The sequence below is a fragment of the Mucilaginibacter sp. GW822-FHT03E02 genome, assembly GCF_058801545.1.
This window is the reverse complement of record NZ_JBXANJ010000001.1, coordinates 152,862-173,082: the sequence shown is the minus strand read 5'-3', so window position 1 is coordinate 173,082 and position 20,221 is coordinate 152,862. Positions and strand designations below refer to the sequence as shown.

18 protein-coding genes are annotated in these 20,221 nt (G+C 42.6%); 9 read left to right on the top strand and 9 right to left on the bottom strand.

The window, feature by feature from the left end; genetic code table 11:
• Positions 1-12: 12 nt before the first annotated feature.
• Positions 13-1,602, bottom strand: coding sequence for a hypothetical protein (locus AC1RM2_RS00625; protein ID WP_492982364.1), 1,590 nt, complete (start codon positions 1,600-1,602; stop codon positions 13-15).
• An 85-nt stretch (positions 1,603-1,687) separates the two neighbouring features.
• Between AC1RM2_RS00625 and AC1RM2_RS00620 the strand changes: the two genes are divergently transcribed.
• From AC1RM2_RS00620 to AC1RM2_RS00610, 3 genes are all read left to right on the top strand, one after another.
• A complete protein-coding gene (locus tag AC1RM2_RS00620) occupies positions 1,688-2,092 on the top strand; it encodes a DUF423 domain-containing protein (RefSeq protein WP_492982362.1) in 405 nt (134 codons plus the stop codon).
• Positions 2,093-2,236: 144 nt separating this feature from the next.
• On the top strand, positions 2,237-4,726 hold the full coding sequence (gene priA, locus AC1RM2_RS00615) for a replication restart helicase PriA (protein ID WP_492982360.1): 2,490 nt from the start codon (positions 2,237-2,239) through the stop codon (positions 4,724-4,726).
• A 359-nt stretch (positions 4,727-5,085) separates the two neighbouring features.
• Positions 5,086-5,745, top strand: a complete 660-nt coding sequence (locus AC1RM2_RS00610) for a protein-L-isoaspartate(D-aspartate) O-methyltransferase (RefSeq protein ID WP_492982358.1) — start codon at positions 5,086-5,088, stop codon at positions 5,743-5,745.
• 115 nt (positions 5,746-5,860) lie between these two features.
• Here the strand turns inward: AC1RM2_RS00610 and smpB are convergent, their stop codons facing one another.
• From smpB to AC1RM2_RS00595, 3 genes are all read right to left on the bottom strand, one after another.
• Positions 5,861-6,313: an SsrA-binding protein SmpB gene (gene smpB / locus AC1RM2_RS00605; protein ID WP_090649909.1), complete on the bottom strand. Its 453-nt coding sequence runs from the start codon at positions 6,311-6,313 to the stop codon at positions 5,861-5,863.
• A 121-nt stretch (positions 6,314-6,434) separates the two neighbouring features.
• Complete coding sequence (locus AC1RM2_RS00600) at positions 6,435-8,348, bottom strand: Nramp family divalent metal transporter (protein WP_492982355.1); 1,914 nt, start codon at positions 8,346-8,348, stop codon at positions 6,435-6,437.
• The gene (locus AC1RM2_RS00595) at positions 8,345-8,998 is read right to left on the bottom strand and encodes a metal-dependent transcriptional regulator (protein WP_492982353.1); all 654 of its coding nucleotides are present in this window, start codon (positions 8,996-8,998) and stop codon (positions 8,345-8,347) included. Before AC1RM2_RS00595 ends, AC1RM2_RS00600 begins: the two co-directional genes overlap by 4 nt.
• Positions 8,999-9,126: 128 nt before the next feature.
• On the opposite strand from AC1RM2_RS00595, the gene AC1RM2_RS00590 reads away from it, so the two are divergent.
• Positions 9,127-9,597, top strand: coding sequence for an Lrp/AsnC family transcriptional regulator (locus AC1RM2_RS00590; protein WP_090649916.1), 471 nt, complete (start codon positions 9,127-9,129; stop codon positions 9,595-9,597).
• Between the two features lie 234 nt (positions 9,598-9,831).
• Here the strand turns inward: AC1RM2_RS00590 and ung are convergent, their stop codons facing one another.
• Positions 9,832-10,509 (bottom strand): uracil-DNA glycosylase, encoded by a 678-nt coding sequence (gene ung, locus AC1RM2_RS00585; protein WP_492982351.1) that lies wholly within the window; start codon positions 10,507-10,509, stop codon positions 9,832-9,834.
• Positions 10,510-10,582: 73 nt separating this feature from the next.
• Between ung and AC1RM2_RS00580 the strand changes: the two genes are divergently transcribed.
• Positions 10,583-11,131 (top strand): DUF2892 domain-containing protein, encoded by a 549-nt coding sequence (locus AC1RM2_RS00580; RefSeq protein ID WP_274213791.1) that lies wholly within the window; start codon positions 10,583-10,585, stop codon positions 11,129-11,131.
• A 75-nt stretch (positions 11,132-11,206) separates the two neighbouring features.
• Here AC1RM2_RS00580 and AC1RM2_RS00575 read toward each other — a convergent pair whose 3' ends face one another.
• On the bottom strand, positions 11,207-11,422 hold the full coding sequence (locus AC1RM2_RS00575; RefSeq protein ID WP_090649923.1) for a hypothetical protein: 216 nt from the start codon (positions 11,420-11,422) through the stop codon (positions 11,207-11,209).
• Between the two features lie 168 nt (positions 11,423-11,590).
• On the opposite strand from AC1RM2_RS00575, the gene AC1RM2_RS00570 reads away from it, so the two are divergent.
• Entirely contained in the window at positions 11,591-12,139 is a 549-nt protein-coding gene (locus tag AC1RM2_RS00570; RefSeq protein ID WP_492982348.1) for a HEAT-like fold family protein, read from the top strand.
• A 207-nt stretch (positions 12,140-12,346) separates the two neighbouring features.
• Here the strand turns inward: AC1RM2_RS00570 and AC1RM2_RS00565 are convergent, their stop codons facing one another.
• Complete coding sequence (locus tag AC1RM2_RS00565; protein WP_477366296.1) at positions 12,347-12,691, bottom strand: phosphoribosylpyrophosphate synthetase; 345 nt, start codon at positions 12,689-12,691, stop codon at positions 12,347-12,349.
• A gap of 200 nt (positions 12,692-12,891) precedes the next feature.
• Positions 12,892-14,505, bottom strand: a complete 1,614-nt coding sequence (locus AC1RM2_RS00560; protein WP_492982346.1) for a hypothetical protein — start codon at positions 14,503-14,505, stop codon at positions 12,892-12,894.
• 355 nt (positions 14,506-14,860) lie between these two features.
• Between AC1RM2_RS00560 and AC1RM2_RS00555 the strand changes: the two genes are divergently transcribed.
• Together AC1RM2_RS00555 and AC1RM2_RS00550 are read left to right on the top strand one after the other, a co-directional pair.
• Entirely contained in the window at positions 14,861-15,256 is a 396-nt protein-coding gene (locus tag AC1RM2_RS00555; protein ID WP_492982344.1) for a hypothetical protein, read from the top strand.
• A 91-nt stretch (positions 15,257-15,347) separates the two neighbouring features.
• Complete coding sequence (locus AC1RM2_RS00550) at positions 15,348-15,530, top strand: hypothetical protein (RefSeq protein WP_492982342.1); 183 nt, start codon at positions 15,348-15,350, stop codon at positions 15,528-15,530.
• Positions 15,531-15,839: 309 nt separating this feature from the next.
• Here AC1RM2_RS00550 and clpB read toward each other — a convergent pair whose 3' ends face one another.
• On the bottom strand, positions 15,840-18,455 hold the full coding sequence (gene clpB, locus AC1RM2_RS00545) for an ATP-dependent chaperone ClpB (protein WP_492982340.1): 2,616 nt from the start codon (positions 18,453-18,455) through the stop codon (positions 15,840-15,842).
• 157 nt (positions 18,456-18,612) lie between these two features.
• Here clpB and AC1RM2_RS00540 point away from each other — a divergent pair, with 157 nt between their 5' ends.
• Complete coding sequence (locus AC1RM2_RS00540) at positions 18,613-19,947, top strand: sensor histidine kinase (protein ID WP_492982339.1); 1,335 nt, start codon at positions 18,613-18,615, stop codon at positions 19,945-19,947.
• The last annotated feature ends 274 nt before the right edge of the window (positions 19,948-20,221 follow it).

Genomic DNA, 20,221 nt, shown 5'->3' with positions numbered 1-20,221 from the left:
ACCAAAGTAATTTTATTTTGTTAACGCTGCTGTGTCGATATTGTTCGCTTTTATACAAAAGTTAGTGTAAAAATTCCTGTCGGACGCTGTGAATTGATAGGCTGCGCCATAAAAATCTTTCCAGCCGGGATGGTTGTTTTCAAAGGCATCATAAAATGGATCTTTAAGATCGCGCTTTAATATTGGTTGCGCATTTTTAAAATTGATAAAAAAAGCCACATTGCTCCGCTCGGCCAGCAAATTGTCAAACTGGTTATATTGTTCGGTTTTGCTGATGAATTTACGGTTGATATAGGTATCAGTATAGCTAACCAACTCGGATGAGGATGCCGCCAGCACAAGGTAGTTATCTACAATCATGAAATATGGTTTCCTGAAAATACTGAAAGCATCGCCCAATAAAAAAAAAGGCAGCTTTTCGTAATTAAACTGCCCTATATGATCGGTTACCATGGTGCTGATGTTGGTCATTAAAGGCAATAGTTTTGATCCGTCCTTAATAGTAATAATGGCAAATTTTTCCTGGTAGCGGGTAGTTACCACGGCAAATTCATTACTTAACAAAGGCTCAAATTCTGTTTTTAAGAATAACCCGGTTTCTTGTCTTATTTTATCAAAAAGCTTACCTTTTTCGCTGTTTACCCCTGCTTTAACGTGCCATTGCGATAAGTCGGCCTCAAACTTTTGCGGATCGGATACGGCGAAACAAATACTATAAGCTGTAGTTGCCGGGAACATATCTTTTAAATGATTGCTAACAGGCTGTTGCCTGGCGAACAGGTTTAAATAACTGTAGGTATGGCTATCTAAGCTGGTTAACCCGTTAAACATCAATGCATCGTTTTTATAATTTATGCTAAGTGCGGCCACGGCCGGTAACAAACGGAAGCTTTTAAAAATATCGGTATTTTTGTTTTTAAAAAACTCGTCGAGCAATGGAGATAGCTGCCCGTAATTGATGTATAAGTTGGCCAGCGAGTTGGCATTCTGTTGTTCGGGCAGGGGTACAAATATGGTTTTGCTTTTGTCGCTTTTATATAGCTCGCTTCGGTTTACCAAATCTTTTGAAAAACTGCCCACAACAATATTATCCTCTTTTTTAATAAGGTAAAAGTGCTTGTTAATGGCTTTTACCCAAATGTCATATTCAAGCCCAAAAGCATTGTGGTTAACAGCTATTGAAAGCGCTCCTTTTGATTGTGCGGCTATCAGGTTAAATGAGTTTGACTCAAAACCTACAGATGCCGTTGTGGTTACCAATAATCCTATATCGTCGTTATCGGCCGGATGAACGGAAACGAAAATATTTTGGCCCGAAAAAAATTGATCAGACAAGGCCGACGACATCAGCAACCTGCGTAAGGTATCCAGGTCGCTTAATTTTTGTTTGCCAACAACAGCCGCTAAAAGGTGGTTGCCATTAAAAATATCGTAAAAACCTTTCTCGTTATTAAATTCAAATACAGCTACCGCGTTATCGGGAATGCTTTGCATCACCCGGTTATTACGTACCCCGGGCGGGTTTAAATTTTTAAAATATACAACCGTTATAAATACAGTGGCAGCCAGTAAAATTATGGTGGTTACTATCAGTCGTCTCATAGCGGTTTGCTTTACAAAGGTAGAATTTTACCCTGCGGCATTAAAGTAATACTTTCAATTGGTTAACTTAGCTTTTTATATCTGCATGAACAAACAAATAATCGTCACCGCTTCGTTTTTAGGAATGCTGGCCGTAATAACGGGGGCTTTTGGGGCACATGGGCTTAAAGCAGTTTTGCAACCCAGCCAGTTAGAGGTTTGGCATACTGCCGTACAATATAATTTTTACCACGTATTTGCCCTGCTTTTTCTATCTACCTTTAAAGAACCAAAAGGGAAGCTGATTAAAGCCGCTTATTACCTGTTTACCTTCGGGATAATATTTTTTTCGGGGTCGTTATACCTGTTAAGCTGCCGCGATATCATAGGCTGGAGCTGGCTGATATACATGGGGCCAATAACACCACTTGGCGGCCTGCTGTTTATTTTAGGCTGGCTGATGATGGCGATTGCTGCCTTTAGCTACAAGGGGCTTTCGGACAAAGGATAAGGGACTTTTTCCTTGCATAGAATATATATCCTACGTCATTGCGAGGTACGAAGCAATCCCAAACTATGTGGGACTTAGCACATCGGGGATTGCTTCATTCCTCGCAATGACGGTCAAATAAAACAATTTGTTAGCAATTAATCAATGTTAGAGTTTACCGAATTTGAGCATACTGATCGTAAAACACTTTTTGTAGAAGTGATTTTGCCGCTGTCTATCTCAAAAAATTACACTTATCGCGTACCATTTGAAATGAACAATGCTGTTGCCATTGGTAAAAGGGTAGTGGTGCAGTTTGGTAAAAGCAAGCTTTATACAGCCGTTATAAAAGGAATAAGCGAACTGGCCCCCGAAAAGTATGAGGCCAAGTATATTATTGAGGTATTGGATAACCTGCCGGTAGTTACGCCCCACCAACTTCACTTTTGGCAATGGGTGGCCGATTATTACATGTGCAACGTAGGCGAGGTAATGAACGCCGCGCTGCCTGCCGCGCTGAAACTGGCCAGCGAAACCAAAATTGAACTTAATAAAGAATTTGATATAGACCGGAGCGCCCTGCACGATAAGGAGTTTTTAATTGTGGAGGCACTGGATATTCAGCCCGAGTTAACTATAAGCGACATAGCTAAACTGTTAGGCCAAAAAACAGTTATGCCTATTTTGAAGCTGATGTTTGAGAAAAACCTCATCCACATCAGCGAAGAAGTAAGCGAGCGTTACAAGCCCCGCAAACGTACTTTTATCACCCTAAATCCGGTTTACAATAATCCAGATAACCTGCGCGAGCTATTTCCGATATTGGAAAAACGCGCGGCTAAACAAGCGGATGCCTTACTGGCCTACATCAAACTATCGCGTACCCAAAAGGCTGTCACCAAAAACGAACTGATTGAGGAGAGCGGGGCCGGAGAATCGAGCATAAAATCGCTGATGGAAAAAGAAATTTTGTTCGCGGTTGAGAAGAACGTAAGCCGGCTTCATTTTGAGGAAGATTTGGACGCCATTACCAATTTTGATCTGAGCGACCAACAAACGGAAGTACTGGAGAGCATCGGGCGGCAGTTCCTTGAAAAAGATGTTACGTTACTGCATGGCGTAACCTCGTCTGGTAAAACACAGCTTTATATCAGGCTGATTGAGGAGATGATGCGCAACGACAGGCAGGTGCTTTACCTGTTGCCCGAAATTGCGCTTACCACCCACATCATCGAACGGCTGCGTATTTACTTTGGTGCCGACATTGGTGTATACCACTCCCGTTTTAATGATAACGAGCGGGTAGAGGTTTGGCAAAAAGTGCTTAATAACGATTATAAGGTGATATTGGGTGCACGATCATCCTTGTTTTTGCCTTTTAATGACCTTGGGTTGATTATTGTTGATGAAGAGCACGAGACATCGTACAAACAGTTCGATCCTGCTCCCCGCTACAATGCGCGCGATGCTGCCATATTTTTGGCCAGCATGCACCACGGCAAGGTTTTGCTGGGTTCGGCCACGCCTTCGTTTGAAAGTTATCACAATGCTAAAACCGGCAAATATGGTTTTGCAGAACTTACAGAGCGTTTTGGAGGGGTAGAGTTGCCCAATGTGGAAGTTGTGAGTATTGCCACGGAAACGAAGCAAAAGACCATCCAGTCGCACTTTACCAGTGTGTTGATGGCCGGTATAACCGAAGCATTGGCCAATAAAGAGCAGGTGATATTGTTCCAGAACCGGCGTGGCTATGCCCCGGTGCTGATGTGCAAAATTTGCGCCTTTACGCCCAAGTGTATCAATTGCGATGTAAGCCTTACTTATCATAAAAGCAGCGGCAAGCTGCATTGTCATTACTGCGGGTATAAGGAAGATTCACCTTCCATTTGCCCGGCATGTGGATCCACACACCTGGAATACAAGGGTTTTGGTACCGAGAAAATTGAGGACGAGTTAAGCCTACTATTGCCCGATGCACGTATTGCCCGTATGGACCTGGATACCACCCGTGCCCGCAATTCGCTGCAAACCATTTTGAACGACCTGGAAGAAAAAAAGATAGATATACTGGTAGGCACCCAAATGGTAGCCAAAGGGCTCGATTTTAGCGACGTTACCTTAATCGGGATCATTAATGCAGATAGTTTACTCAAGTTTCCGGATTACCGCGCTAATGAGCGCAGTTTCCAGATGCTGGCCCAGGTAAGCGGCAGGGCAGGGCGCAGAGGCAAGCAGGGTAAGGTGGTAATACAAACTTATGATCCGTTCCATCGCATCATTAAACAGGTGATTGCTAATGATTACAATGATCTGTATTATACCGAAATGGCCGAGCGTAAGAGTTTTAAATATCCGCCATTCTACCGTATTATTAATTTGGATATCAAACATAAAAATCCCGAAATACTGTATAATCAATCGGTTTACCTGGCCAATGAGTTGCGCAAGCACTTTGGCGAAAGAGTGATTGGTCCCGAGTCGCCATTGATTAGCCGCATTCGTAATTTTTATATCAAATCTATCATGCTAAAGTTTGAGAAGGATGGAATTTCGATTATAAAGGCAAAGGCGATATTAAAGGATGTGATTGTACAGTTTCAGACTACGAAGCTGAGTAAGGGAAGTATTGTGCAGCCGGATGTGGATCCTTATTAAATAATGTTTCCCTTTTGTCACTCTGAGCGGTAAAATCCGCGGATTCTGAAGGGGAGATAACAATCAAAAATAAACGACTGTCATCCTGAGGTACGAAGGATCTATTCACGAACTTTTCTATCGGTCATGCACGACTGATAGATCCTTCGTACCTCAGGATGACAGGAAAATTGGATATACCATATGCGTAGGGACGACGACTTTATTGGCGAACTTTTCTAATGGTCTTGCATAGTCAATAGATCCTTCGTTCCTCAGGATGACAAAGTAGAAATTTATTGGTTAACACATAAGTGTTTACGATTTGCTGTTCAATCCCTCTCCCAAAATCACCAAAATCCTGCTAACTTTACTGTGTAATGGCTCAAAAGTACATCGATAATTATCGCGAAAAAGGTGCCCGTAAACGGCTGGTTGATTTGTTGGAGAAAAAGGGCATCCAGGATCAGGACGTGTTAAAGGCAATTGGTACCGTACCCCGCCACTATTTTTTTGCCGAAACTTTCTGGAACCAGGCTTACAAAGATATCGCCTTCCCGATAGGCGAGGGGCAAACCATTTCGCAGCCGTATACGGTAGCCTATCAAACCGAACTGCTGCACATCCGCAAGGGAGATAAGGTATTAGAGATCGGCACCGGCTCGGGCTACCAAACCTGTGTTTTATTAGAGATGGGTGCTACTGTTTACACCATCGAACGGCAGGAAAAACTCTACGAAAAAACAAAATATGTATTGCCCGAAAAAATGGGTTATAAAGCCAACTTTTTTTGTGGCGATGGCTCTATCGGCATAGCAAAACATGCCCCTTACGATAAGATCATTGTAACCGCAGGTGCGCCAACCGTTCCCGAAATTTTACTCAAACAATTAAAAATAGGCGGCATTTTGGTAATCCCCGTAGGCGATGAAGAAACCCAGAAAATGATAACCATCCTGAAAGTGGCTGAACATGACTATGAAAAAATTGTGCTGGACACCTTTAGGTTTGTACCGTTGGTAGGGGATAAGGCCTGGTAATAAAGATTTCGGAATTTGGATTTTCGATTTCGGATTTTTAAATTGAGATTTGATTTAAATTTAGAATAATACATTCTCTAAATCCGAAATCGAACATCCGAAATCCCAAATCAAGTTACCTTTTCATCGCCCTATCCATTTCAATTTTGGTATCGCGCTCTTTCATGGTGTCCCGCTTGTCAAAAGTCTTTTTACCTTGTGCTAAACCGATTTCCAGCTTGGCAAAACCGCGCTCGCTGATGAACAGGGCAAGGGGGATAATGGTTAAGCCTTTTTCTTCGCCACGGGTTAGAAGTTTTTTGAGCTCTTTTTTGTTGAGCAGCAAAACACGGTCGCGTTTGGCTTCGTGGTTGTAGAATGATCCATATGAATACTCAGATATGTGCAGGTTACGCACATATAGCTGCCCGTTAATGAAAGTACAAAATGCATCATTAATATTGGCTTTACCCTCGCGGATGGATTTAATTTCGGTACCCAGCAATTTTATGCCGGCCGTGTATTTGTCCAGTACATGATATTCAAAGTAAGCTTTTTTATTTTTGATGTATATTTTATCCTCGGCCATTGTATCCTGCTGCTAAAGGTGCAAACTTACGTAAAAAAAAAGCCCCCTCTAAATCTCCCCCGGTTGGGGAGACTTTTTTAACGTTTTCGTGTCTTCCCTACCGGGGAGGATTTAAGAGCGGCTACCCCTTTTGTGGCTTCACAATCAACACAGGCACATTAACCTTGTGACGTACCGAGTTTACGGTTGTTCCAAATATCAGGTCTTTTAAAGCTTTGTGCCCGTGCGAACCCATCACAATAAAATCTATCCCGTTTTTGTTTACAATATCGGCAATGGCATCTGCCGGGTTACCAAAGCCAATTTCACCTTCGGCTTTGTAACCTAATTTTTTCATGGCCTGTACGTATTTATCCAGGTTGTCAAAATCGCTTTGGGTTTCGCTATCCATTACCTGGCCGCCGTAATAACGGGCACCGGCAGTTTCTACCACGTGTATAAGGGTATAGGTAGCGTGTTTGCCACCCTGCATAATGGCATGGCGCATACAATCATTGTCGTTTTTCGAAAAATCGATGGTGATGGCCAGGTGTTTATATATAACAGCGTCCAGCTCGTTAATGGAATTTGCAATGCCATGCGGCACGTAGATAGGTTTATCGCTGTGTTTATAAAACATCGGCCTGAAAAATACATACAGCAGCAACAGGGCTATCCCAATTACTATTGGTACAACAAAAATATAAATGTATAAATCAGCTTGCTGGTTGCCTTTCAGCCAATCGCCAATTTGATCGTAAACCAGTTTGGCATTAAGGCCAACTATGAGTATGGCGCTTGCCCAGGCTAATATTTTTACTTTAAGGCTGATAGCGAAATTACCCATCCGTTTTTTATCGGATGTGAAGTGGATTAACGGAATTACCGCGAAACCAAGCTGAAGGCTCAATACTACCTGGCTTAAAATAATCAGGTTGCCCAAAGCATCTTCTCCGAAGTATATGATGGTGAATACTGCCGGTACTATAGCTAATACCCGCGTAAGCAATCGCCGAAGCCATGGTTCAATACGCAGGTTAATATGGCCCTCCATAATGATTTGACCGGCAAGGGTACCAGTAATGGTTGAACTTTGCCCCGATGCAATAAGGGCGATAGCAAACAATACGGGCGCTATACGGCCAAATATGTGTTCCAGCAGTTTGTAGGCATCCTGTATTTCGGCAACTTGAAAATAACCGTTTTTAAAAAAAGCGGTAGCCGCCAGGATCAATATGGCTGCGTTTACAAAAAAAGCAAGGTTTAGCGCGATGACGGTATCAAACAGGTTGAATTTTATGGCCGATTTAAAGCCCTCTTCGGTACGGGTAATTTTACGGGTTTGCACTAACGACGAGTGCAGGTAAAGGTTGTGTGGCATTACCGTAGCGCCAATAATGCCAATAGCTATATATAGCATTTGCTGGCTTACCGCATCGTTTTTAAAAAGGTTGCTGGGGATAAATCCTTTTGCAACATCCATTACATCAGGACCCACAATAAACATCTCGACCAGGAACGAAACGCCGATGATGAAGATCATTGATATAATAAAACCTTCCAGCTTGCGCATGCCCTTGTTCATCAAATAAAGCATCAGCACTGTATCGGTTATAGTAAGCGATACTCCCCAAATGAGGGGTAAATGGAATAATAACTTTAAACCAATGGCCATACCAATAATTTCGGCCAAATCGCAGGCTATAATGGCAACCTGGGCCAATATATACAGGCAAAAATTTACAAAACGGGGGTAGGCATTCTTAGAGGCCTGTGCCAGGTCCAGCCCACGCACTATGCCCAGCCGGGCGGCCAGCGATTGTAGTAACAAAGCAATGAGATTTGAAGCAAACAAAACCCAGATGAGTTTATAACCAAAGGCGCTGCCTCCGGCAATATCGGTTGCCCAGTTGCCGGGATCCATGTAGCCCACGCTAACCAGGTAGGCCGGGCCTAAAAAGGCCATAATTTTACGCCACCCGGTTAAACTCTCGGGGTTAACCGAACTGTGTACGTTACCTAAAGAATGATTATCATTTGTATTGTTTTTGCTCATAGGGCTATCAGTAAATTATTGGCAACCTCGCGGCTGATGTGTACTTCTTTATCTGTATCAAGTTTTAATGCTACCGAATGATCGTATTCGACGATATCGGTAATGGTTATTTTTTTGCCGATGGTAAGCTGCTGCTTTTCCAGGTATTGTAAAAATGACGATGTATGATCACGTACTCCCGAAATAACCCCGCAATCGTTAATTGTTAGTGCCGAAACCGGCTTAAGCTCGGCCGATTTAAATTTGCCATTGCAATCGGGTATCGGATCACCGTGCGGGTCGTGCTTTGGATGGCCCATAAATTCGTCGAGCCGGTCAATTAATTCTTCCGAAGAGATGTGTTCCATCTCTTCGGCCATATCATGTACCTGGTCCCATTTAAAGTTCAGCTTCTCAACCAAAAAATACTCCCACAGCCTATGCTTACGAATAATGCCAATGGCTATCCTCTCGCCTGCAGCCGTAAGACTTACGCCCTGGTAACGGGTATAGTTAATCAGCGCCTTATCCGCCAGCCTTTTCAGCATATCTGTTACCGATGAAGCCTTGGTATTTAATGATGCTGCAATTTGATTGGTGCTGGCCATTCCGGCACCTGTTGCCAGGTGGTAAATGCATTTTAAATAGTTTTCCTCGGCTAACGTGTTCATTTATACAAATCTAATAAAAAATTTAGACTAATCTAAAATATGAAGAGTAGAGAAATATATTTTTGTTTTACTCGTTTTAATTAAAATTTAATTTCGTGAAATGCGGAATATATTATATTTGCAACACTATGGGCGCTGAATTAGATAAAATAGACTTACAGATACTAAAGATATTACAGGAAAATGGAAGGATAACCAACCTTCAATTGTCCAACGAAATTGGCCTTTCGCCGGCACCAACGCTTGAGCGTGTGCGTAAGCTGGAAAATGCCGAATACATTAAAAGTTATCATGCGCTGGTTGATGAAGAAAAACTGGGCCTGGGTATCAAAACTTTTATCCAGATTTCGTTGGATTTTCATCAAAAAAACACCATCCAAACTTTTTTAGATGAGATAAAAAACATTAAGGAAGTAACCGAGTGCCATCACGTAACCGGCCAGTGCGATTTTTTACTGAAGTGCTACGTGCGCGACATCAAATCATACGAGCAATTGATCATGGAAAAAATAAGCCGCATTACGGTTGTAAAAACCTTCCAAACCATGATGATCATGTCGACCAGTAAGAAGGAGCCGATAGTGCCATTAGAATATTGATATGCAGATATGCAGATTTCAGATGTGCAAATGAGCTTCAAATAAGGCCATTTGCACATTTTTAGTTTTTGACCGGCCCATCAGGTACTTTAAATTAAATCATTAAATTTCTTACATCTGCATACTTGTACATTTGAAATCTGCACATCTTTTTTCCATTATCTGCATATCTGCACATCTGAAATTTGCACATCTTTTTTCATCTGCATATCTGCACATTTGAAATCTGCACATCTACTTCACCTGCCAATCAATCTCTTTTTTTCCTTCTTTCCTCAATATTTCGTTGGTTTTCGAGAATGGCTTGCTGCCAAAAAAGCCCCTGTCGGCCGAGAAGGGGGATGGGTGGGCGCTTTTGATGATGAAGTGCTTTTTGTCATCAATAAGTACCGCCTTTGATTGGGCGAAGGCTCCCCAGAGTATAAATACGATGCCTTCTTTTTTATCGGATATGGTTTTGATAACCTGGTCGGTAAATTCCTCCCAGCCTTGTTTTTGGTGCGAGCCGGGTGTGCTGGCCCTGACGGTTAATGTGGCGTTTAATAGCAATACACCTTGTTTGGCCCATTCTTCCAGGTTGCCGTGTGTTGGGATGGTAAAGCCCGGGATATCGGTTTTTAATTCCTTGTAAATATTGGATAACGACCGCGGGATAGCAATCCCTTTTTGTACCGAAAATGATAGTCCGTGTGCCTGGTGTGCGCCGTGGTAAGGATCCTGGCCCAGGATAACCACTTTAACATCATCAAAATGAGTGGTATTAAAGGCGTTAAAAATGTCGGCGTTTTTGGGGTAAACTATTTGTCCCGATTCTTTTTCCTTTAGCAGAAATTGTTTCAGTTTTACCATGTAAGGTTTGTCAAATTCGGGTTGTAAAACTGCCTGCCATGATGGGTCTAATGAATTAGCCATAAATATTTTTATAGATGTTGATTTAGCGTACAAATAAACAGATATTTGCGCTTAATATATAGTAAAGCAAATTATGTCAAATATTGTTCGGTTAGTAGTAGCGTGTGTATTCTTTGGCGCAGCCGTTGCGCTTTGTGCTTTTGGCTTTTGGGGCTGGGGGATTTTAGTATTGTTATTTGGTGGTATTGTGTTGTTAAGTTTCTTTTTTAATGAAAACATGATCCTGGCGCAATATTTTTTGCGCAAAGAGAATTCTGAAAAAGCTGAAACCTGGTTGTTGAAAATTACCGACTACGAAAAGCAATTGCATAAAAATCAGCATGGTTATTATAACTTGCTGATCGGTTTGATCGAATCGCGCAAGGCGCCGATGAAATCTGAAAAGTATTTTAAGAAATCATTGCAACTGGGCATGAAAATGTCGCACAATATTGCATTGGCTAAATTGAGCCTGGCAGGTATCTCGATGGCGAAACGCAACAAACGAGAAGCGCAGATGTATTTATCTGAAGCATCAAAAGACGATAAGAATAAATTACTTACCGAACAGATAAAAATGATGAAAGGCCAGTTGGCTCAAATGGATAAACAGGTAGTAAGAGGCGGATATCGCCAGTTTTAATCCGGATTATAAATAGATGCAATAAAATCAAAGGAAAAAAGATAAAAATAAAAGGGACCCAAAACTGGGTCCCTTTTATTTTTCGTCAATAGCGCTAAAATAGTCGGCTGTGGCGGAGTGGTTTTGATAAGGGTGGATTATGCGGTCGCTATAAGAAAACTCGCTTTCGTCGCTTGGGTTGGCCACTTCAACCATCTTTAATAAACTCCTGATGAACGACAGGTTGAAATTGCTCCTGTTTAGCTTTATCAGGTATTCGTTTTCGGTGATCTCCAGAATTGAATTGGTCATGATGTTTTGTATATTATTGTTTATTACAAGTATAACAAAACATTATTAAGTTACAAGTGGTATTTGCTTTAAGCTTTCATTAACAAATTGTTACGATCATTGAGGTTTTATATACCTAATTTAGGGCTTTTTATATATGTTTAAAAAGTATTTTATCTTTATGAGTAAATGACCAAATCCGAACTTGTAAAGCAAATTACCAACATTATTGGAAAGCCCAAGGTGCTTGAGCTAAGCCGGATATTGAAGGCGCAGCAATTTGCTTTGCATGACTTGATTGATATTACCTTTCACCCGGATAAGGCTGTCGCGTTCAGGGCGGTGTGGATCCTCGAAAATGTCTTTTTATCAGATCCGGAAATTTATCTCGACGATCTGCACTATATGATCTCGCGGTTCGGTGAAGTGAGACATCCTGGATGCCAGCGTCATTATGCAAAAATAATAATGCACATTACTGATGCAAACACCCCGGAGTCGTTACAATTAAAGCTTCAGGAAATCAATTTTGAACCGGTGGTTGAGCAACTGTTCGACTGGATGATAAACCCCAGGGCAAAGGTTGCCGTGAAAATATTTGCCGCTTATGCCTTATTCAATTTAAAAGAATCATTTCCCTGGGTTAAAGAAGAGCTTATCGCCCAAATGGAGTTTTTAATGCGTAATGGCAGCGCAGCTATACAGGCAGGCGGGAGGAAAATATTGAAGGGGTTGTAAATTAGATGTGCAGATATGCAGATTTCAGATGTGCAAATGATGGAGTTGCAGATGTGCAGATTTCAGATTTCAAATGATAGAACTGTGGGTGCGCAGGTATGCTGCGAATTTCAGATGATTGAACTTTGGGATGTGCACATATGCAGATGACTGGCAAAAGGTTTCATTTGCACATCTGAAATTTGCATATCTGCACATCTGAAATTCTTATGCATGCGGTCTATCTTCTCCGTGCAGATTATGGCTTACCTGGCCGTGGCGTAGCTTAGCATGTATGGCAGATGAACTATCATCGGCATAGGTACCATAGGCATTCACTAATACGCCTTTAAGGTTATATTTTGGTGATGACACCGCATATACTATCGACATATCGTCGGGGTTGCTGGCGCCTTCAAAACGGTAAAACTCGTCAATTATAAAATCGTCGGCACCCATATGAATTGCCTGGGCTTTATCATCTATGGTGTCGCCTTCGAGGCTAAGGTTAGCTGTATATCCCCGTTTGAAAAGATCATTGGTGGCATCAAGCAGGCTTTCGTAATTTTTCATGGTGGTGATGTTTTGTTTAAGTAACAGCGTTTGATAATGCGCGTATTTGTGTAACCAATGAACTATTGATGTTGTTTTGATTTAATGAATAATAAGCCTCTTATAAATCTACATTAAACAAAATGTCTCATTGCATTTAAGCAACAAGACATTTGTTTATTTAAGGTATCCCCTTTTTGAAGAGGTTTAGGTGAGGCTATTTACTGCGCCTTAGCCAGCCACAGCGAAGCGTTTAAATGCAAAGCAGGGTGCGAAGTATACCCTGATGGCGCATCGCCCGACCAGCCATTAAATAAGCTGTCGTTAGTATCGCCTGTACCGTCATCGGCTGGTGAGCTATCACCAATAAATACAACCCTGCCGCTGCCATATGTTGCCAAAAGCGCCATTGCATTGGCAGTACCTCCATTAGTGGCACTGTTGCGCCAGAATAAGCCCTGTACACTTGAGTTATTTGCAGGGTACAACGTAGCGGTTGATCCGTTATAGAAAGCCAACTTTGAAGCCGTACCCGCTGCTCCGTTTAATACTATCTGTGCACTGGTATTGGTGCCTGTATAAACGTTGGTTGAAGGCCCTTCGCTGATATCAACGTAATTGATGTTGAAACCAAAAGGGTTGCTGTTATTGATGCCGTTGTTGGTCATTAAATCGTTCCAAACACGGGGCGAATCGTAACCATCGCCATCCCTGTCAGACGGGTTGTAGCCATTGGCATCGGTACCGGCAGTTGTAGCTGCGGTGTGATCGGCTATCATAAACAAGCCGCCGCCGTTGGCAACAAAGTTCATTAAAGCAGTTTTCTCTGCAGCAGTGAATAAACGGTTAGGTTCAACAACCACAAATACATCATAATTGCTCAAATCCTGCGCGTTTGCTGTACCATAGGTAATGGTCGATCCGCTTGGCAATGATTCTACCAGCTCGCCGCGTTTTACCAGTTCAACAGCCCATGACGAAATAGCGCCTTTCCAATAAGTTTCGGCAGTACTTGATGTTATGCCTGTATAAGATGGGGTAGGGATACTTTGGGCTTTTGTTTCTACAGTGGTACCACCGGTGTAAATTGGTACACTTTCTGTGCCATCGGCATCAATCTGCCAATCAGCACTGCCTGCATTTTCAAGATGGCTGGCATCAAACAGGAACTTTTTGCCTGTAAGTACAGTGCCGCCGCCACCGGTGCCTCCGTTATCGTTTATGGTAATGTCATCAATGTCTACACGGTTGGTGCCGCCGCTTAGTTTGCGGATTTCGATACGGGCAGTGCCGGTTACGCCGGTGATTGTGAAAGTTGATAAGGTTAGGGTTGAAGTAGTGGTTATTGTTGATCCGGCCTGTGTATAGCTGCTGCCGCCGTTTACAGAGTAAAACAGCCCCCATGTGCTGGCGCCATCGCTGCCGTAGGTGCCGCTTTTTACGGTAACGGTGCTAATGCCGGTGGTGACATCAAACAACATGGTAATTTTACCGGTATTACGGATGCGTGCTGCCCATGAGCCTGCCTTTAAATCGCCGGATAGGTTGCCAATTAAAGCATCATACAAATTCCATGAATTGCCCGATAGTGTAACGTTATCGCCGCTGCTTGAACCTGTAGGCGAAACATCATAAGCTGTTTTAGGACTGGTTGCCCCTACTTCGAAGCCCTGGGTAAGTGATACCGCCTGGGTTTTAAGTTTTGTTACCGATGCTGTTTGGTTGTCGGCAGCATTTTGAACCGGCTGATTTGCATTTTTTTGACAGCCAGAAGCCAACGCTCCGGCAAAAGCTAAGGCAGCAAAAAGCAGCCTCGGATTTGTAAATTTTAGCATAGTGTGTTTTTTAGGTGATTAATGTATAAGTATATGTTTATTAACTGCGTGTCAAACTTGGTGATTATTATGTAATTAACTATTGCTAATATATTAACTTATTGTTAAATATGGTTGAATAAGTGAGTGGTTGATTAAGTTGGACGAGTGTCGTGTCAACGATAAATTGACGGATAGTCTTTAGCCCAAAGTCTTAAGTTCTAAGCAAAAAAAAGAAAAAATTCAACTTTAGACTTACGACTTAGTACTGTTGACTTAACACCAGGTTGTTTATCTTGAATTTCGCCAGATATTACAACTGGTCTGTTTTAGTTACATCCACACGCATTTAAGTTATCATTTACTATATTTACCCATGCTCAACCACGAAATCTTAATCAGCATAAAAAATAAGGCCAGGCATGGTTTGCTGGCGTTTACTTTGTCGTTGAGTTTTTTTGCTATTTCGGGTTATATAAACAATAACTGGTCGGCGACAGGGCCAGTAAATAGCGAAGCCCCGGCCGTTAGAGATAAATCAGGCCGACGGGGCATAAGCTACAAAAGGGCTTCCCTGGCTTTTTGTAGCAGAACAGTTGTTCATTTAGCTGTAAAAGACAACCCAACCGCCCGAATTTCTGTTTGTAATAAAATCATTGCCGGTAGATATGCGCATTTAAAGCATCTTTTTTTAAAGCATAAAAGCATTACCAATTTTCAATTTATCCCGCTTTTATATCCTGTCGATCAGGAATATCCTGCTGTCGCTTAGCGCCTCCCTGTTTATCCATTTAATGGAATAAGTAAAAATTTCTTATCCGCTTAATGTGCTGTAAAGCTTGTTGAGCAATATTGCTATATGCATGAAAAAGCTAAAAAAGCTACTCAGGCTTGTTTGCCTGGGCCTGTTTTTATTATTGGCTGTAACTGGCATCTCTATTGCCGGAGCAGCACCCATACTTGCCAAAAACGAAGAACGTTTTAATAATAACGAAACCCTTATTGAAATGGTTGATGAGAAAAAGGAGGATGAGGAGAAGTTGTGAGTTGTGAGTAAAATGGCCGTCAAGATAATCAAAATCCAAAAAAATCTGATAAATCTGCTTAATCCGAGTTCAGACAAATTTGCGTTAGGGATTGGCGTGGATACCGGCCAACGAGCGTAATGCCTGCAGGCGTATGAACAAAAAGCCCGGGCCGCAGGCAACGCCAGGGAAAAGAGCCAAGAGATTAGAGTCAAGAATCAAGACATATTTTAAATGATCAAACTTCAAACAAAAATAGCCACCCGAAAGCCAGGCGGCTATTTTTAATATGATGGAGTTGATTTAATCGAAGCCCAATCAACCACTCACTTATCCAACTACTTCGCTAACCTTGGGTGTATTTAAAAATACAAAGTTGTTATCAAACATATCCACCTTAATGGTACTGTCTTTATCTACTTTGCCGGCCAGGATCTGTTTAGATAGTTCGTTCAGGATCTTTTTCTGGATGACACGTTTTAACGGACGGGCGCCAAACTGCGGATCGTAACCTAACTGGGCCAGCCAATCCAATGCTTCTTCGCTTGCTTCCATCGTGATGCCCATTTCGGCCAGGGTTTGTTGTACCTGTGCAAACTGTAGTTTCACAATGTCCTGTATCTCGTTCCGGCTTAGCGGTGTAAACATAATGATCTCATCTATCCTGTTTAAAAACTCGGGGCGGATAGTTGCCCTCAACAGGTTAAACAGCTCATTTTTGGTTTTGGCTATCAGTTCATCCCGGTTACTATCTTCCAAAGTCTGGAAGTTTTCCTGGATGATGTTTGAGCCAATGTTGCTGGTCATGATGATGATGGTGTTTTTAAAGTTTACCACACGGCCTTTATTATCGGTTAAGCGGCCATCATCCAATACCTGCAGCAGGATGTTAAATACATCCGGGTGCGCTTTTTCAATCTCATCTAATAGTACCACGCTATACGGTTTCCTGCGTACGGCTTCGGTTAACTGGCCGCCTTCATCATAACCCACATAGCCCGGAGGCGCGCCTATAAGCCTTGAAACGGCATGGCGTTCCTGGTATTCGCTCATATCTATCCGCACCAGGGCGCCTTCATCGTTAAACAGGTATTCGGCCAGGGCTTTGGCCAGCTCGGTTTTACCCACACCTGTTGTGCCCAAAAATATGAACGACCCTATTGGTTTACGCTTATCCTGTAAACCGGCGCGGCTGCGGCGTATGGCATCACTTATCGCCTCTATCGCTTCCTCTTGCCCTGCAACACGCTTGTGCAGCTCGCCTTCCAGGTTTAACAGTTTTTCTCTTTCGCTTTGTATCATTTTACTCACCGGGATGCCTGTCCAGCGGGCTACCACGCCGGCAATATCGTCGGCAGTAACTTCCTCTTTCAGCATGCGGCTATCGCTCTGGTTCTCTAACAGGGCAGCTTTCAGTTTTTCAACTTCGGCCTGGGCCTGTACAATGGTACCGTAGCGTAATTCGGCTACTTTACCATAGTCACCGGCACGTTCGGCCTGCTCGGCTTCCAGCTTATAGTGCTCAATCAGTTCAACTTTTGTGTTGATGCCATCAACCAGGTCTTTTTCGCCCTTCCATTTGGCACGTAACGAATCGCGCTGAGCTGATAGATTAGCAATTTCTTCACTTAGTTCGGCAACCTTGCGGTCGTCCTTTTCGCGTTTAATAGCCTCGCGCTCAATTTCCAGCTGCATAATGCGACGTTCCAGCTCATCAACCACTTCGGGCACCGAGTCCATTTCCAGGCGCAGTTTTGATGCGGCTTCATCCATCAAATCGATAGCTTTATCCGGTAAAAACCTGTCGGCTATGTACCGTTGCGACATTTCTACCGCAGCAATAATGGCCTCGTCTTTAATCCGCACCTTGTGGTGAGTTTCGTAACGTTCTTTTAAACCACGTAATATCGATATGGCATCGGCGGCATCCGGTTCTTCAACCATTACCTTCTGAAAACGGCGTTCCAGCGCTTTATCTTTTTCTAAATATTTTTGATACTCGTTAAGCGTAGTGGCGCCTATCGACCGCAGTTCGCCACGGGCCAGGGCCGGTTTTAAAATGTTGGCAGCATCCATAGCGCCTTCGCCACCACCTGCGCCAACCAGCGTATGTATCTCATCTATAAATAAAATAATTTCGCCATCGCTTTGCGTAACTTCTTTTATAACGGCTTTAAGGCGTTCTTCAAACTCACCTTTATATTTGGCGCCTGCAATCAATGCGCCCATATCTAACGAGTAAACTGTTTTTGTTTTCAGGCTTTCAGGTACATCACCTTTGATGATCCTGAAAGCAATGCCTTCGGCAATGGCGGTTTTACCAACACCCGGCTCGCCAACCAGTATCGGGTTGTTTTTGGTACGGCGGGACAGGATCTGGATAACCCTGCGGATTTCATCATCGCGGCCAATAACGGGGTCAAGCTTGCCGCTTTCGGCATACTCATTCAGGTTACGGGCATATTTATTGAGGGCATTGTAGGTTGCTTCGGCATTTTGGTCGGTTACTTTGCTGTCGCCACGTAAAGCGATAATGGCTTTTTTAAGGTCTTTTTCGTTTACGCCAAAATCTTTAAGCGCGCCGCTTACCTTACCTCCGGCTGCCAGCAGGCCCAACAGGATATGCTCAACCGATACAAACTCATCTTTAAATTCTTTTAAGTATCCTTGCGCTTTTTGCAGTGCCGAGTTACTATCTGACGATAAGTAAACGTTGCTGCCGCTAACCTTCGGGAACGATGCTATCTGGGTATCCAGCACCTCGTTCAGGCGGTTAAGGTTAACATTGAGCTTTTTTAGTAAATAGGATATGACATTTTCATCAACCAGCAGTAACCCTTTTAACAGGTGCGCTGGCTCAATTGCCTGCTGCTGATTACCGGTAGCAATTTCAGAAGCTTTTTGTACAGCTTCCTGTGCTTTTATTGTAAAGTTGTTAAAATTCATAGTGATTTAGTGTTATGAGTTGTATTAGTCAAATCCCTTGCCAGTTAGCTAAACATGATAAAAAGTCACGTAAAAAATATTTTAAACGTCATTTTGTCGTTACCTGAAATAATTGTAACATTTTTAATACTTTTATCCGTTTGGTAAATATCAACTCATGTTGAACACGCGCTTTTTTTTCAATAGCCTGCCTGTTAAGTACAGATCACTGTACAAAGATTTTTACACGTACCAGAATTTGATTGCTGTACGGGCAGCCAGCATCATATTTTTATTGTTGAATATAATTATAAGGGTGCTGTATGTTGTTTTCCCGGCAAGCCTTACCAAAGCGCAAAACTTTCCCGAATTTAACACAAGCAACTGGGTATTCCTGGTAATAACCCCCTTTTTTCTGATAGCTGCCAACCTGCTGATACTGGAATATAAAAGGCAAAAAAAAAGCACCCAGCTTATGGCGTTTACGGTATTTTTATTTTCGTTGTACATTATTACATGTGGCATGTATTCCAGCTTTATAGCTACATCCGATCCAAGTAATTCGCTTACACTTTACCTGATAGCTTTATGCCTGATAAGCGCAATAGTAGTATTTGAGTATTACGAGTCGATTATCCTTATTATAGGCATAGAGTTGTTTTTTACCGCTTTGTTGCTGTATAGCCAAACATCGCCTACGCAAATGGTTTATAATCAACTAATTTCAGTTGTATTACTATCTGCTTTTTATTTAACTTCCCGGTACTTTTTTACTTATAAGGCCAATAGTTATCAGCAGGTTTTACAAATAAGCGAAAAAAACGAGCTGATAGAGGGTGCCAATGTGTTTAAAAACCAGGTGCTGGGTATGGTTGCTCATGATTTGCGTAACCCTATTGCCTCTGTTGAATCGATAGCGATGATGATGGAACTGGATGAGGTGACCGAGGATACGCAGGATAATTTAAATATGATTAAAGAATCGTGCGCCAAAGCCCGGTCGATCATTAACGACTTGCTGGATGCCGCCCGCAATGAAAACGGGAGACCTATTGAAACCGAAAGAACAGAACTGAATCTGCTACTTAAAACCGCAGTAAATTCATGGCGCACCCAGGGGAAACTGAACGTTGACGTTATTTTTACCAGCAGCGTAAACCCCGCTTATGCGCTGATTAATAAAGAAAGGTTTTCCCGTGTGATTGACAACCTGGTAAGTAATGCCGTGAAATTTTCAAAGGATAACAGTCGTGTTGACGTGCGGTTAAGCCAGGTTAATAAAGATGTGATTATAGAGGTTCAGGATTATGGCATGGGGATTCCGCAGGCCATGCTCCCCGAGATATTTAACCGCTTTACGAAGGCCGGCCGCACCGGCGTGCGTGGTGAACAATCAACAGGCTTAGGGTTAAGTATTGTACGTCAGATAGTTGAAAGCCATAAGGGTACTATTCATGTGGAAAGTACAGAAGGCAAAGGCTCTGTTTTTGTAGTGAAATTGCCGGTTAGTTAGTTCATTTCGCTTCGCTGTCATTGGGCATTGTCGCTGCGCTTGTCATTGGTCATTTCGCTGCGCTGTCATTAGTCATTGGTAGTCGTAAAATTTCGCGAAACTCTGAAGGGGGAATGACATCGTAAAAAAGGGCTGTCATGGTGAGCTTGTCGAACCATAGCGGGTAAAGGCCTCTCCGCGCGACCCTTCGACAGGCTCAGGGTGACAGGCCTACGCACCTCGAAAAGAAAAGATATCAGGGGTAGATTTATTAGAAAAATTAAAACAATCGTTA